Source organism: Brachyspira sp. G79 (assembly GCF_002379365.1).
GTDB lineage: Bacteria > Spirochaetota > Brachyspiria > Brachyspirales > Brachyspiraceae > Brachyspira.
Window position 1 is genome coordinate 1,004,767 of sequence record NZ_JQIU01000008.1, and the last position, 14,710, is coordinate 1,019,476.

The following is a 14,710-nucleotide window of genomic DNA, read 5'->3' on the forward strand; positions in this document are numbered from 1 at the left end:
AATAAAAGTTTCATTTATATGATAAATAGTAAAATTTATTTTACTAAAACTACATAAAGCATAAAGTTTTTTTGATTATTTTATAATAAAAGATTATATTAGTAATTTTAAATTATATAAAAAATTGTTATTTTTTTATTTGCTGTTTAAGATATGCTGATATAAACTCATCAATATTACCGTCCATAACTGAGTTCATATTTCCAGTTTCATGCCCAGTTCTTAAATCTTTAACTAGCTGATAAGGCTGAAAAACATAACTTCTAATTTGGTTTCCCCAAGCTATATCAGTTTTCTCTCCAGCTATTTTTTGTTTTTCTTTATCAAGTTTCTCTTTTTCAAGCTGATAAAGTTTTGCTTTAAGCATTTTCATAGCCATATCTTTATTATTATGCTGACTTCTTTCTGCCTGACACTGAACAACTATATTAGTAGGTATATGTGTAATTCTTATAGCTGATGAAGTTTTATTAACATGCTGTCCGCCTGCCCCTGAAGCTCTATATGTATCTATTCTCAAATCTGAAGGGTTTATTTCTACTTCAATATCTTCATCTATATCGGGCATAACACTAACTGCCACAAAAGAGGTATGTCTTTTAGCATTGGCATCAAAAGGAGATATTCTCACCAATCTATGAACACCTATCTCAGAACGTAAATAACCATATGCATAAAGCCCCTGAACATAAAAACTTATCTGTTTTATTCCAGCCTCATCACCTGGAAGTTCATCAGTAGTTTCAACAGTAAAACCATGTCTTTCACAAAAACGTACATACATTCTTGAAAGCATAGAAGCCCAATCGCAGCTTTCTGTTCCGCCTGCACCCGCATTCAAAGTTAAATATGCATTCTTACTATCAAATTCTCCAGAAAATAGATTTTTGGTTTCAAGTTCATCAAAAATACGCTGAAGTTCTAAACATTCGCCTTCAAGTTCTTTTTCCATTTCTGTATCATTAGACTCTATAGCCATTTCTACAAGTTCATATATATTATTAGAATTTTTTATTAGATTTTCTACAGGCTCTATCTTATCGAGAAGAAGCATTCTCTCTTTCATTAATTTTTGAGCTTTTATATTATCATTCCAAAAGTCATCTTTAGCTGATATTTCATCTATCTCTTTAACCCTTTTATAAATAGAATCAGGGTCAAAGATACCCCCTTAATATTTCAGACTGTTCCTTAATATTTGATACTGTATTTTTTATCTCAGATAATGTCATAAAACCACTTCCTATTATAATATAACTAACTATTATATATTAAAAAGTCATAATATACAAATTTATATGCAGATTTAATATATACAAAATTTTAATTTTACTATATTTAATTATTAATAAAATGATAATGTATAATTTATAGTCACTAAAAAAATTATTCCTCAGTAGGAAGAACTCTTGTGCCATTAGAAGGCTTTAATATATAAACATCAGCATCTCTTCTTGTTCTTTCTTTATAATGAGCATATAAATTTTCTATAACGTTTTCAACTTCAGTTTTCTTCAGAAATAATAAAACTCCGCCTCCAAACCCAGTACCTATCATTCTAGCACCCAAAACTCCGTCCATATTAGTGGCTTCTTCAACCAATATATCAAGTTCAGCAGTAGATACCTCATATAATTTACTCAAACCATCATGAGTTTTAAGTATCAAATTAGCCAAATCTTTTACAGAACCCTTTTTAATAGCTTTTACCGCCTGATTTACTCTGTCCTGCTCTGCTGAAACATATAAAGCACGTCTCTGCTCTTTATTTTGAAGGGTATCTTTTATAAAATCAGCATCTTTAGGCTTTAAATCTGATAGAGATTTTAAATTTGGCTTTTTATCCTTAAGTTTTTTTAATGCATTTTCACATTCTCTTTTTCTGGCATTATATTCACTGTCGCTTGAAGTTCTTTTTTTATTACTATTAACAACAGCCATACAATAGTCACCTAAATTAAAATCAAAATATTCATATTTAAGTGTTTTCATATTAAAGAAAAATAATGTATTTTCTTTAGACATAAATATTGTAACATGATCACTTAAAGAAGTTCTATGAGAAGCATATTTTATTTCGCCTTCATAAGAAAGTTTTGCCATTTCTATAGGATCAACATCTTTTATATTATTAATATCCAAAACAGCATACGTTAAACAAGCACATAATGAACTTGAAGATGCCAAAGATGTATTAAAAGGCAAATCGGTATAAACAAAAATATCCATACCATGTATTTTGTACTCTTTTTCCAAAATAACAAAAAAAACGCCCTTAAAATAAACAGCCCATTCATCTTCTTTATTCCTTTCTAAATCATCTAAAGTAAATGATTTTTTTGCCTTAAAAGAATGGGCATATATATTAACTTTATTATCAGGTCTCTTTCTTGTAACTATATAAGTACCTCTGTCTACAGCAGTAGTTATAGTATCTCCGCCTGAATAATCTATAAGCTCCCCTATTATTGTTACTCTTCCGGGAGCAAAGTATAATTTTGTATCGCCTTTGTGTCCGAAAACTTCTCTAAATCTTGCTACTATTTTTAAATGTAATCTAGGTATCATAATTTAATTCTCTCAAAAATTATCTGTTATAAATATCATAAAATAGAAAAAAATCAATAGTGTAAACAATACTATTATAAAAAAAATAATATTTTCATAAAATAAATCATTTAATTTTATAAATCGTAAATTTTTTATAAAACTAAAATAAATAATTTATTAAAAATATTGATTTTGAATATAAAGAATAATATAATACTAATTATAATACATTTATTGAAAGGACAAATAATTATGGATAAAACTTTATATGGTAGTTATATAAATATATTAAAAGAAGAACTAATACCTGCATTAGGCTGTACCGAACCAATAGCTATAGCTTTTGCAGGTGCTAAAGTAAGAGAAGTACTTGGAAATATGCCTGATTCTGTAAATGTAAAATGCAGTGGTAACATTATTAAAAATGTTAAAGGTGTTACTGTACCAAACTCAGGCGGATTAAAGGGTATTGATGTAGCTGCTGTTTTAGGTATAGTGGGAGGAGATGCTAATAAAAATCTTGAAGTTTTATCATCAATTAAAAAAGAAGATATAGAAAAAACTAAAGAACTTATAAGTAATAACTTTTGTCAATGTGATTTGATAGAAGGTTCTGAAAATTTGCATATTATAATAGAAGCTAAATACAAAGATTCTTCTGCATTAGTAGAAATAAAAAATGCACATACCAATATAACAAGGATTATAAAAGATGGTAATGAACTATTTTCTGCTGATAATTCTTTAAAACAAAAAGAACATGATGACAGAGAACTTTTAAATATAAAAGACATATTAAACTTTGCAAATGAAGTCAATATAGAAGATATTAGAGAAACCATTAAAAGACAAATTGATTTAAACTCTGCAATAGCCGAAGAAGGATTAAAAAATGATTACGGTTCTGGTGTAGGAAAAACATTAATAAAATATTACGGTGAAGATGTACGCAACAGAGCTAAGGCATATGCTTCTGCAGGTTCTGATGCCAGAATGGGCGGCTGTCCTATGCCTGTAGTTACAAACTCTGGAAGCGGAAATCAGGGTATAACTGTATCTGTACCTGTTATAATATATGCTAAAGAAATGAATGCCTCTGAAGAAAAACTATACCGTGCCTTGGTACTTTCAAATTTGATTGCAATACTTCAGAAAAAACATATAGGAAAACTTTCAGCATTCTGCGGAGTTGTTTGTGCTGCAACTGGTGCTGCTTCTGGTATAGCATATCTTAATAATGCCGATTACAAAATTATTTGTGATACTATTACAAATGCTTTATGTACTATAGGAGGTATGGTCTGCGATGGTGCTAAATCCTCATGTGCTTCAAAAATATCAGAGGCTCTTGACTGCGGAATACTTGCTTATAATTTAGCAAAAGACGGAAAAGTGTTCAAATCTGGAGACGGTCTTGTAAAAGATAATATTGAAGCTACTATTGACAGCATAGGAAGAATGGCTAAAGAAGGTATGAAAGGTACGGACATCGAAATACTCAATATAATGATAGATAAGTAATTAAAAAATAATAATAAATTTGTGTACTGCTTATTAATTAAAAAGTATAATATTTTTTTATACTGGATTTATTTTTAAAAAATTGTATAATCTATTAATGATAGTTTTCGATATATTGTAATAACATTTTACAAATTAGAAATATTTTTAAGGAGTCTGCAATGGCGAGTTTAAGCGATAAAGAAATTAATACCACCTTGGCAAAAATAAGAAGAGAATATGAACAAGGTGCTGAAAAATATGGTAATAAAATATACAATCTAAACAGTTTTAATGACAGATATAGAGAAGCTTTACAAAACAGACAAGATTTATCAAACTTTCTAATAGTAGAAATAAAAATATTGGAAGACATAAAAACTACATTAAGAGATAGAGAATTAGAACGCCAAAGAAAAAAAGCAGAAGAAGAAAAAGCTAAAGAAAATTCTTTTATGAATAAAGTTGACAATATGATAGAAAAATTCAAAAGTGCAACAGAAAAATACCCGTTAGAAGATATTCACCCTAAAGCTGATGATGAAATAAGACATTTATATGGTGCTTTTAAAGAATTATATAACTGTTTCTCTGTTATTAGATTCTTCTGCTGCGGACCTGCAAGCGACTATGTTGTGGAAACTGCTATCAAAGATTATGATAATCAATTCCAAAAGTTTATTATACCTGTGGGTGAAACAAAAGTTCCTCAGATATTTGTTGATTATGTTTATGCTTTAAACAATGGAGATAACTCAAGCAGAGCTGAACAATTTATACTTAAAGAATCTGGATTTTTCCTTCATGCATTTATTGAAAAAATGAACAATATTAAAACGATAGCACTAAAAGCTAGCAATGACGGAGAAATAGTACTTCCAGACTATTTAAATGTTCAGTCTCCTAGAGTATACAAATTCTTTAAAGGAAAAAGTAAAGAAGAAATGTATGATGCTACTATAGCTTATGCTAATGCTATGATAAACGATTTCAGACTTCAAAGTTTCAAAAAAGATGCTCATTAATAAGGTACTAATAGCTCTTTTTTTTATTACATTATCATTATACCCTCAAACTAATGAAGTATTTACTTACAATAGAAAAAATTTATCTAATGCATACCGTTATTATAATGCTAAAAACTATAAAAAAGCAGCCGAATTATTTGAATATGAAATAGAAAACTCCCCTATATTAAAAATAGAATACTTTGAAAATCTCGCCAATTCATATATGAATCTTAGAGATTATACAAATATGCTTAGGGCAGCAAGAAGCGGAATAATAGTTAATAGATTCTCACCAAAACTTCATTTCCAAAAAGGTTATGCATTATATAAATTGGGGGATACTAATAAGGCTATAGAATCTATAAGATATTCTATAAGTTTAGACCCTAATGATGCTTATATGAATAATTTTTTAGGGCTCTTATATTTATATGTAGAAGATTATAAACAGGCAGAATCTTCTTTTCTTAAAGCAACTGTATATAGCCCTAATAATGTAGTTTATATGGTTAATCTCGCTGCTACTTATGAAAGAGACAGAAATTTTAGTTCTGCTTTAAATGTATACGAGGAAGCATATAAAATAAATCCTAATTACAGAGGTTTAGGAGATTCTGTAATTAGAGTAAAAGGCATAATAAACAGAATATCTGGTAAAAATACGGAAACAGACAATGAAATAAATGAAATAGCAGAAAATAAAACTGTATCTACAAATAAAAATATCAATATCACTTATGATGAAGATGTTGAAGTTAAACCCATAGAAATGGACAATATATATACCAACGAAATATATACTAATGCAATAAATACAAACAATATAATCCTTAATACCAATAATATAATAACTAATTCTATAATCACAAATAATAATATTATAACAAATGATATAAATAATATTTCAACCAATACTACATCATCAACAAATATTCAAAATAATACTAATAATTAATTGATTATATAAAAAATTATTGTATTATATATCATTAGGATTATTGTATATGCACACTATTAAAAATACATTAGAAGAATACTCTGATAATAAATTGTATCAAAATATCAATTTAGCAAGTTATATAAAAATATCTCAAAAATGGAATGATATTATGGGAGAAGTTTTATCCAAAATATGCTATCCTCTATTTTTTTAGAAATGCCGTTCTTACTATAGCTGTAAGAGACAGCGTATGGGCTAATGAAATATTTATGAACAGAACAAACATATTCAAAAATATAAAAAAAGAAACCAATATAGAAGTAGCAGAATTAAAGACAAGAATCGGAGAGATTAATAGCAATAAACTATCAGAAAATTTAAATAAAAAATCTGATATACATAAAGAACCTACTAAAGAACATAAAGAATGGATGGATAAAATAATAAAAGAAGCAAATATCAAAGATGAAAAAATGAAAGAGATGTTTTATAATATATTAAAGTATGAGGACGACAATGATTGATGATGAGTTTATGAAAAAGAAAATTTCTGAGTACAAAGCTACAAAAAGTATAATAGCTTTAAGAGAAATCAATGAACATTTATCAAACTATATTTATAACTACCCTAGAAAAGTTTTCGGAGCTTATCATGAAAAGGCTTTGGAGTTTTACTCATACTATATTGAAAGAATAGATAATATAATACTTAAATACAATGAAACAAATGCTAAATTTATTACTTGGTTTACATATACCCTAAGAACGCATTACATTAATTTTTTGGACTTCAAAAAAAGAAAGAAAAATACAATAAAAAGAAATATCAATGGACGCTCCATTATATAAATCATTATATGAAAGAGAGGCTATTACTCTTCATGATGTGCTTTATGAAACAAAATCATACTCTATAAATGAATATATTGAAAATTATAATGATGACAGCAATATAGAAAAATAGCTTTAAATATATTTAACTATATAGAAAAAGAGTTTAAAAGTAGAGATTCCATAGCATTCTTTATACATAATCTCGAATTATTTATAAATCTTATTATATCTCCATTAATGAAGTATTTTAATATAAACTATGAAGAAGCATATTCTATAATAGAAAAAGCAAGAGCAACATATATAAATAAATATAATGAAATATTAAAACAGCAGGATAAAATAGCAAAAGTTAATGCTAAGATAGAAGAAAATAATAAAAAGGGAATATTTACTGTGCATTTGGCAAGCAAAAACAAGATTATATAAAAAGCTGCACAAAATAAAATAAATGTACCTTATGGTTTTATAGCAAAACTTTTAAATATCACAAGCAATACAGTTACAAAAATAATTAATAAGATTAAATCTGATTTAAAAGAAAATTTTAAAAATTTAATGGAATAATATATGAATAAAAAGAATTATACAGAAGAAGAAATCATAAACTATGTTAATGGAATAAAAGTTTCTGATAACTTTTTAAGTATGCTTGAAACAGATGAAGAGCTTCAGAGAAAAGTAAGCAGCCTAAAAAATGATTTGTTTATTATGGAAAATATAGAGGATTCAAATATGTTTATAGAATCAAAGAAAAAATCAGTTATCAATATAAAAGACGGTATAATAGATTATATGCTTTATTTCAGCAGAATATCTCCTATGGCATCAAGAGGAGATGATAATAATAATAATGATATTTATGTTTATAAAAATATAGAAATAAGTAAAAGCTGTAACGAATATTTTATTAATATAAACGATATAAAAAACTGGTGTGTTATAGAGCATAACGGAGAGAAAATAGTAAATATATTTGGTCAAAAGGATAACTATTCTGCAGCTTTAAAAAAAGGATTGTATAACATAAAAATAGATAATGATGAATGCAGCATTAATATAGAATAAACAAATAAAATAAATTAGGATATATAAAATAAATGAATAATATTTGCAAATGGGCTAAAACAGATATAGAAATAAAATATCATAATGAAGAATGGTGCAGAATATGCCATGATGAAAATAAATTATTTGAAATGCTTATATTAGAAGGTATGCAGGCAGGCCTTAGCTGGAGATGCATATTAAATAAGCGTGAGAATATGAGAAAGGCATTTGATAATTTTGACTATAAAAAAATAGCTGAATATGACGATAAAAAAATAGAAGAGCTATTAAATAATAAAGGCATAATAAGAAATAAAAGAAAAATTAATGCTCTTATAGTAAATGCTAATAAATTTATAGAAGTTCAAAAAGAGTATGGAAGTTTTGATAAATATATATGGTCTTTTACAAATAATAAACAAATAGATAATAAATTAGATGATGAATCAGCTATTCCCGCAAGAAATGAATTATCTGACACTATAAGTAAAGATTTGACAAAAAGAGGCTTTAAATTTGTGGGAAGTATTATTATATACAGCTATATGCAAGGTATTGGTATAGTAAATGATCATTCGGTAAACTGTGATTTTTACAAAAAAACTGAATATGACAAATAAAAATAAAAACTAAATATTGACTAATAATGATAATAAATTAGAATAAAGTAATATAACTACGGATAAAACATATGCACGGATATAATACTATACATTTTAAAAAATCAACTATTATTTACATTAAAGATCAAATACCTAAAGATGTATTTTATATAATAACAAAAGGCAAAGCTATATCATACGGTACTTTTAACTATAATATAGAATTCAATCAAGGCGACATTTTAGGACTAGTAAATATTTTATTAAATGAGCCCTATTTCTTTAATGTAAAGGCAATGGAAGATGTAGAAGCTATAGAAGTGGATATAGAAGAAGTTGTCAAAACAAAAAATGAAGAGTTAATGATAAAAATAGCTGAAAATTTAGATGCTTCATTTGAAACTTGGCTTGGAAGATATTATATGCAGCTTTCAAAAAATAAAGAAATTTCTCATATAAGAACAAAAGAAGAAATAATGAATATGGCAGATGTTTATAATAAAAACGGATTTAAACATATTGCATACAAACTATATAACGAATATACAAAACTATTCCCAGAAAATGCTGATGATGTAAAAGATAAACTATCAGAAATAACTCCAATAGAAGAACCGCAAAAAAATGATGATAATGTATACTATTATAAAAAAGGATATTGTTTATATACAGAATTGGAATATACTAATGCACTTTATATTATAAAATCTGGAATAATTGGAATATACAATATAATAAATTCTAAACAAATTACAAGAGCCATTTATTCAAAAAATACTATGATAGACGGATACAAGCCAGTTTTGCAGTATCTTCCGCTTTCAACTTGTGCTATAGCTTTAGAAGACACTACAGTAAAAAAAGTAACAAGAAATGAATTAATAAATATGTCAGAACATGACCCTGAACTTAATCTTTACTATATAAAAATGGTAAGCGTGAAAATAAGGAATACCATATTAAAGCTAATGGTTCTTACTATAGATGATATATTATCAAAACTTCTTATAACACTTTATTATATATTAAAAACAGAAATACTTACAGAAGATGTTAATTCTGTAAATTTACTATATACATTAAATGATATAAAAACTTTAACAGATATAAAAGATGTAAAACTTATAGAAAGAGAATTAAACAGAGTAAGAGGCGTATCAATATCTTCAGATGGGTATATTAATATAACGGATATGAAAAGCCTTATAATAGAATACCGAAACTGTATTAACAGACTAAGCAGTACTCATCATCATAGCATGATGTATTTTTAATATTATTAGTGTAATTCACAACCTTCAGTATAGAACGCCAAACTAAGTAATCAAATATCAATAAAAATTATAAAATAAAATATTTTACTTTTATATATACTTATTTTATAATATAGTCATATAATTTTTCAGGAGTTTTAAATGCCAACATTAAAAACAAGCATATCAGGAATAAGAGGAATAATAGGAGATGGTTTAGATATAAGAACTATAGTAGATTATACTTCGGCATTTGCATGTCTATTCCCAAAAAAGGCAAAAGTTTTGGTAGCAAGAGATACAAGAATAACAGGAGAATCTATATTAAATGCTGTTGCTTCTACATTAATGGCATCAGGCATAAATGTAATAGATATAGGAATAACACCTACACCTACCGCATTATATATGGTTGAAAAACTAAAAATACATGGCGGTATAATGATATCTGCAAGTCATAATCCTATAGAATGGAATGCTTTAAAACTTATAGGTAAAGGCGGACATTTTTTAGATGAGAAAGCTGTTAATGAACTTATGAAACTTTATGAGAAAAAATCTTCAAGATTTGTTAAAGCATTAGAAACAGGAACATATGAAAAAATAGATAATGCTATAGAAGAGCATATAAAACGTATTATAAGATTTATAGATGTTGATGCTATAAAAAAAGCTAATTTTAAAGCGGCATGCGATTATGTCAATGGTACAGGTTTATTTGCTACCCCTCAACTATTAAAAGAATTAGGAGTAAAAGAAGTTTCAATAAATAATGAGCTTACAGGAAAATTTGCCCATGTTGCTGAACCTTCTGCTGCTAGTATGAAGAGTTTGTCAGAGTTAGTGAAAAAAAATAAGGTCAATATAGGATTTACTCAAGACCCAGATGCTGACAGACTTGCTATAGTTCTTGATGACGGCACTATAATAAGCGAAGAGTATACTTTGGCTTTATGTGCTAAATATTTATGGCTTGTAGGAAAAGGAAATGCTGCGGTAAACTTATCTACTTCAAGAATGATAGATGATTTGGCAAAAGAAAAAGGATATTCTGTTGACCGTACAAAGATAGGAGAAATAAATGTTTCTTCTCATGTTGTAAAAAATAAATTATACTTCGGAGGCGAAGGCAATGGTGGAATAATAGTTCCTGCTGTAACACCGGGAAGAGATTCGCTTTTGGGTATAGCATTAATATTAGAATTAATGGCTAAAACAGGAAAAACTATAACAGAGCTAGTTCATGAAATACCTAAATATGAAATAGTAAAAGAAAAATTAGAAGTATCAAAAATTGATGAAGATAATTTCTTAAAACAAGTAAAAGAAGAGTACCCTAAAGCTAAAATAACAGCTATTGACGGAATAAAAATAGATTTGGAAGAAGGCTGGCTTCATGTACGTTCTTCAAATACAGAGCCTATTGTGCGTATCATTGCAGAAGCTAAAACTAAAAAAGAGGCTAAAGAATTGATAAATGCAGCAATGGACATGATAAAAGGTGAAAAAACTTTAAAAAAATCATCTGAAAATAAAACATCTAAATCATCTAAAACTAGAAAAGAGGATAAACCAAAAGAAGTAAAAACTAAAAAATAATATTTAATAATTAATATATAAATAAAACAAGAGTATGTATTTATCTCTTGTTTTATTTTATCAAATATAAATAGACTTGTTTCAAAACTAATTTTATTTATAATTGTAGGACTAGCTCCCACACCCTCACTTCTTTTGCCGTACGCTCTGCGTGCCGTAGGCAGGCGAGAAGCAGGCACAGCCCGCAGTCGTGAAAATATATCAAAATAATAGTTTATAAAACATGTAAAACATTATTTTTATAATTGTTAAATTTTTATATATAATCTTGTCAAGTAGTTTTGAAACAAGTCTAATGTGAAACACTATCAATTTATATAAAATCTTAATAGTAAAAATTAACTACTTCGACTTTTAAACCAAAAAAGTCGAACATTTTAAAGTTATGATTTTTGCTTGACAAATTTATCATATTTTGTTTTAATATAGGCGTATATTTATTATATATCTTTTATACATATAAAAAGGATAAATATGGACTTAAATCTTAAAAATAAAACAGCTATAGTAACAGGTTCCAGCAGAGGAATAGGTAAAAAAATAGCTGAAGCCTTAGCCAAAGAAGGAGCTAATATAGTAGTTACAGCTACAAATCTTGATAAAGCTTCTCAGGTCGCTGAAGAGTTAAAATCATCTTATAATATAGAAACTTTAGCATTACAGCATGATGCAAAATCAAGCGAATCCTGCAAAGAAGTAATAGCTAAAACTATAGAAAAATTTAACTCTATAGATATACTTGTAAATAATGCAGGTATAACTAAAGATATGCTTGTTATACAAATGGACGATAGTGCTTGGAATGATGTAATATCAACAAATCTTTCAGGTGCTTTTTATATGTCAAGAGAAGCTGCAAAAACTATGCTAAGAGCTAGAAAAGGAAAAATAATTAATATATCAAGCGTTATAGGTAAAATGGGTAATGCTGGACAAGTTAATTATGCTGCTGCTAAAGCTGGTATTATTGGTATTACTAAGTCTATGGCTAAAGAGTTTGCTCCTAGAAATATATGTGTAAATGCTATAGCACCGGGATTTATTCAAACAGATATGACAGATGTACTTCCTGAAGATACTGTTAAAGGAATTATGAGTATAACTCCTTTAAAAAGATTAGGTACTTCAGAAGATGTTGCCAACTTAGTATTATTTTTATCATCAGATATGAGCAGCTATATTACTGGGGAAGTTATTGCTGTTGACGGCGGAATGTCTATGTAATTATTTAATAAAATATAGAAAAGGTATATAACGTGCTTAATAAAAATAGGCACTTTATTATAAATTATAAAAAATTAAGGAGATTAAAAAATGGCATTAATCGATGAAATTAAAGATGTTGTTGCTAATCAATTAAACATCTCAGACAAAAGCAAAATTACTGATACAGCTTCTTTTGTAGATGACTTAAACGCTGATTCACTTGATTTAGTAGAATTAATCATGGAATTAGAAAAACGTTATGACATCAAAATTCCTCAAGAAGATCAGGAAAAAATCAAAAATGTAGCAGATGCTGCTAAATATATCGAAGAACATAAAAAATAATTAATATATTATATTTTTCCCGTAAACAGATATATATTAAAATCTTTTACGGGAAATTTTTTAATATATTGTAAATCATAGGAGTTTTATATATGAGTGAACGCAGAGTTGTAATAACAGGACTTGGAATAGTAAGTTCTTTAGGAAATGATGTTAAAACTTTTTGGAATAACTTACTTAATGGAGTTTCTGGAATTAAAACATTAAGCAAATATTTTGATCCAGAAAAAGAGCAGCTTATTACTAAAATCGGTGCTGAAGCTTTACCATTAGAAGGCGATTATTATTCTGATAAAAAGATGTTAAGGAGATTAGATCCTTTCATTAACTTTGGAGTATATGCAGCTTATCATGCTTTTAAACAAGCTGGTATAGAACCTAAAACAGGCTTTGATCCTCTAAGAGCAGGATGTGTTCTTGGCAGCGGTATTGGCGGAATAACTACTCTTCTATCCAATCATAATGTTATACTTGCTGATGGTCCTAGCAGAGTTTCACCTTTCTTTGTACCAATGCAGATAATTAATATGACACCAGGACTTATTTCTATGGAATATGGAATGAACGGACCTAACTACAGTACTGTTACTGCCTGTGCTTCTTCAAACCACTCTATAGGTTTGGGATATAAACATATAAAAGATAATGAAGCTGATATTATGGTAGTAGGCGGTTCTGAAGCTACTATCAATCCTCTTACTATAGCTGGTTTTAATAATGCCAGAGCTTTATCTACTAGAAATGATGAGCCTTCAAAAGCATCAAGACCTTTTGATAAAGGAAGAGACGGATTTGTTATTGCTGAAGGTGCTGGTATATTGATACTTGAAGAATATGAACATGCCAAAAAAAGAAATGCTAATATACTTGCTGAAGTTTGCGGTTACGGCTTTACTGCTGATGCTAATCATATCACTGCTCCTTTAGAAGACGGTGCTATGGGAGCAAGAGCTATGTCTTTGGCTATAGAAAGTGCTAAAATTTCACCTGATAAAATCAGCTATGTTAATACTCATGGTACTTCTACTCCTGTAGGAGATATTGCTGAAATAAAAGCTATTAAAAAGGCTTTAGGCGAAGATCATGCTAAAAAAATAAAAATAAACTCTACTAAATCTATGACAGGTCATGCTTTGGGTGCTGCAGGCGGTATAGAAGCTATTGCTACAATTATGAGTATGATTGAAGGAAAAGTTCACCCTACTATCAATGTAGATGAACAAGATTCTGAATGTGATTTAGATGTTGTTGCTAATACTGCTCAAGATTACAAAATAGAATATGCCATAAGTAATTCTTTCGGTTTTGGCGGACATAATGCTTCTATAGTATTTAAAAAAATATAATAAAAAATCGTAAAAATAATAAGCTCTGTTTTATATAAACAGGGCTTTTTTATTTGTAAAAAATAAATATTTTATTCATAAATAAATTTAACTTCTAAAATAGAGAATATACTTAAATAATTACAATTTGTAAAAAATTAATTTTTTAATTTTAAATATTGCAGGGTTTCACAGTTGTGTCCCAGTTCTTTTATGACACCTGTACACTCGTGGAGTATAAACCTCGCTCTGCGTGCAGTAGGCAAGGTGTAACCTGAATCTTATGTATTATTAAATACATATTTTAAAAATATAAAGTTCTACCAATTATATTTTTAGCGAAGCGTATCCGAATATAAAAACTTTTACGAAGTCCGAATAGCATGGGCATCAAAAAACTCGATAATTCTATATAAAGTGCATCAGTTGATAAAATAAAATTATTACAGTATATACTGAAAATTTTTAAGTTTGTCAAAAATTGTTTTTCATGTTT

17 protein-coding genes are annotated in these 14,710 nt (G+C 27.7%); 15 read left to right on the plus strand and 2 right to left on the minus strand.

Features of this window, described 5'->3' with window-relative positions:
• Positions 1-127: 127 nt before the first annotated feature.
• A protein-coding gene (gene prfB / locus KQ44_RS05815) for a peptide chain release factor 2 (protein WP_096736626.1) occupies positions 128-1,232 on the minus strand; the annotation gives its coding sequence in 2 pieces (ribosomal slippage) (positions 128-1,159 and positions 1,161-1,232; 1,104 coding nt in all).
• A 154-nt stretch (positions 1,233-1,386) separates the two neighbouring features.
• Positions 1,387-2,568, minus strand: coding sequence for a galactokinase (gene galK, locus KQ44_RS05820; RefSeq protein WP_096736627.1), 1,182 nt, complete (start codon positions 2,566-2,568; stop codon positions 1,387-1,389).
• A 234-nt stretch (positions 2,569-2,802) separates the two neighbouring features.
• Between galK and KQ44_RS05825 the strand changes: the two genes are divergently transcribed.
• From KQ44_RS05825 to fabF, 15 genes are all read left to right on the plus strand, one after another.
• Positions 2,803-4,071, plus strand: a complete 1,269-nt coding sequence (locus KQ44_RS05825) for an L-serine ammonia-lyase, iron-sulfur-dependent, subunit alpha (protein ID WP_096736628.1) — start codon at positions 2,803-2,805, stop codon at positions 4,069-4,071.
• Between the two features lie 161 nt (positions 4,072-4,232).
• Entirely contained in the window at positions 4,233-5,075 is an 843-nt protein-coding gene (locus tag KQ44_RS05830; RefSeq protein WP_096736629.1) for a hypothetical protein, read from the plus strand.
• Positions 5,065-6,015, plus strand: a complete 951-nt coding sequence (locus KQ44_RS05835; RefSeq protein WP_096736630.1) for a tetratricopeptide repeat protein — start codon at positions 5,065-5,067, stop codon at positions 6,013-6,015. Before KQ44_RS05830 ends, KQ44_RS05835 begins: the two co-directional genes overlap by 11 nt.
• Positions 6,016-6,064: 49 nt before the next feature.
• Positions 6,065-6,214: a glycoside hydrolase 100 family protein gene (locus tag KQ44_RS14885; RefSeq protein ID WP_240516505.1), complete on the plus strand. Its 150-nt coding sequence runs from the start codon at positions 6,065-6,067 to the stop codon at positions 6,212-6,214.
• Between the two features lie 55 nt (positions 6,215-6,269).
• On the plus strand, positions 6,270-6,524 hold the full coding sequence (locus tag KQ44_RS05840; protein WP_346426125.1) for a hypothetical protein: 255 nt from the start codon (positions 6,270-6,272) through the stop codon (positions 6,522-6,524).
• On the plus strand, positions 6,517-6,849 hold the full coding sequence (locus KQ44_RS14890; protein WP_240516507.1) for a hypothetical protein: 333 nt from the start codon (positions 6,517-6,519) through the stop codon (positions 6,847-6,849). The genes KQ44_RS05840 and KQ44_RS14890 overlap by 8 nt, the downstream gene beginning before the upstream one ends.
• Positions 6,830-6,964: a hypothetical protein gene (locus KQ44_RS15395; protein ID WP_276307032.1), complete on the plus strand. Its 135-nt coding sequence runs from the start codon at positions 6,830-6,832 to the stop codon at positions 6,962-6,964. Before KQ44_RS14890 ends, KQ44_RS15395 begins: the two co-directional genes overlap by 20 nt.
• Before the next feature lie 107 nt (positions 6,965-7,071).
• On the plus strand, positions 7,072-7,263 hold the full coding sequence (locus KQ44_RS14895; RefSeq protein WP_240516508.1) for a hypothetical protein: 192 nt from the start codon (positions 7,072-7,074) through the stop codon (positions 7,261-7,263).
• A 141-nt stretch (positions 7,264-7,404) separates the two neighbouring features.
• Positions 7,405-7,902, plus strand: a complete 498-nt coding sequence (locus KQ44_RS05850; protein ID WP_096736631.1) for a hypothetical protein — start codon at positions 7,405-7,407, stop codon at positions 7,900-7,902.
• A gap of 32 nt (positions 7,903-7,934) precedes the next feature.
• Complete coding sequence (locus KQ44_RS05855; RefSeq protein WP_096736632.1) at positions 7,935-8,504, plus strand: DNA-3-methyladenine glycosylase I; 570 nt, start codon at positions 7,935-7,937, stop codon at positions 8,502-8,504.
• A 71-nt stretch (positions 8,505-8,575) separates the two neighbouring features.
• Positions 8,576-9,760 (plus strand): cyclic nucleotide-binding domain-containing protein, encoded by a 1,185-nt coding sequence (locus tag KQ44_RS05860; RefSeq protein ID WP_096736633.1) that lies wholly within the window; start codon positions 8,576-8,578, stop codon positions 9,758-9,760.
• 141 nt (positions 9,761-9,901) lie between these two features.
• Positions 9,902-11,338, plus strand: a complete 1,437-nt coding sequence (gene glmM / locus KQ44_RS05865) for a phosphoglucosamine mutase (protein WP_096736634.1) — start codon at positions 9,902-9,904, stop codon at positions 11,336-11,338.
• A 474-nt stretch (positions 11,339-11,812) separates the two neighbouring features.
• Positions 11,813-12,562, plus strand: coding sequence for a 3-oxoacyl-[acyl-carrier-protein] reductase (gene fabG, locus KQ44_RS05870; protein WP_096736635.1), 750 nt, complete (start codon positions 11,813-11,815; stop codon positions 12,560-12,562).
• Positions 12,563-12,652: 90 nt separating this feature from the next.
• On the plus strand, positions 12,653-12,889 hold the full coding sequence (gene acpP / locus KQ44_RS05875; RefSeq protein WP_013115070.1) for an acyl carrier protein: 237 nt from the start codon (positions 12,653-12,655) through the stop codon (positions 12,887-12,889).
• 92 nt (positions 12,890-12,981) lie between these two features.
• On the plus strand, positions 12,982-14,235 hold the full coding sequence (gene fabF, locus KQ44_RS05880; RefSeq protein WP_096736636.1) for a beta-ketoacyl-ACP synthase II: 1,254 nt from the start codon (positions 12,982-12,984) through the stop codon (positions 14,233-14,235).
• The last annotated feature ends 475 nt before the right edge of the window (positions 14,236-14,710 follow it).

Excerpts from the sequence above, each read along its gene's own strand:
- galK (WP_096736627.1), bottom strand. The coding sequence starts at position 2,568 with ATGATACCTAGATTACATTTAAAAATAGTAGCAAGATTTAGAGAAGTT.
- KQ44_RS05825 (WP_096736628.1), top strand. The coding sequence starts at position 2,803 with ATGGATAAAACTTTATATGGTAGTTATATAAATATATTAAAAGAAGAA.
- KQ44_RS05830 (WP_096736629.1), top strand. The coding sequence starts at position 4,233 with ATGGCGAGTTTAAGCGATAAAGAAATTAATACCACCTTGGCAAAAATA.
- KQ44_RS05835 (WP_096736630.1), top strand. The coding sequence starts at position 5,065 with ATGCTCATTAATAAGGTACTAATAGCTCTTTTTTTTATTACATTATCA.
- KQ44_RS14885 (WP_240516505.1), top strand. The coding sequence starts at position 6,065 with ATGCACACTATTAAAAATACATTAGAAGAATACTCTGATAATAAATTG.
- KQ44_RS05840 (WP_346426125.1), top strand. The coding sequence starts at position 6,270 with ATGAACAGAACAAACATATTCAAAAATATAAAAAAAGAAACCAATATA.
- KQ44_RS14890 (WP_240516507.1), top strand. The coding sequence starts at position 6,517 with ATGATTGATGATGAGTTTATGAAAAAGAAAATTTCTGAGTACAAAGCT.
- KQ44_RS15395 (WP_276307032.1), top strand. The coding sequence starts at position 6,830 with ATGGACGCTCCATTATATAAATCATTATATGAAAGAGAGGCTATTACT.
- KQ44_RS14895 (WP_240516508.1), top strand. The coding sequence starts at position 7,072 with ATGAAGTATTTTAATATAAACTATGAAGAAGCATATTCTATAATAGAA.
- KQ44_RS05850 (WP_096736631.1), top strand. The coding sequence starts at position 7,405 with ATGAATAAAAAGAATTATACAGAAGAAGAAATCATAAACTATGTTAAT.
- KQ44_RS05855 (WP_096736632.1), top strand. The coding sequence starts at position 7,935 with ATGAATAATATTTGCAAATGGGCTAAAACAGATATAGAAATAAAATAT.
- KQ44_RS05860 (WP_096736633.1), top strand. The coding sequence starts at position 8,576 with ATGCACGGATATAATACTATACATTTTAAAAAATCAACTATTATTTAC.
- glmM (WP_096736634.1), top strand. The coding sequence starts at position 9,902 with ATGCCAACATTAAAAACAAGCATATCAGGAATAAGAGGAATAATAGGA.
- fabG (WP_096736635.1), top strand. The coding sequence starts at position 11,813 with ATGGACTTAAATCTTAAAAATAAAACAGCTATAGTAACAGGTTCCAGC.
- acpP (WP_013115070.1), top strand. The coding sequence starts at position 12,653 with ATGGCATTAATCGATGAAATTAAAGATGTTGTTGCTAATCAATTAAAC.
- fabF (WP_096736636.1), top strand. The coding sequence starts at position 12,982 with ATGAGTGAACGCAGAGTTGTAATAACAGGACTTGGAATAGTAAGTTCT.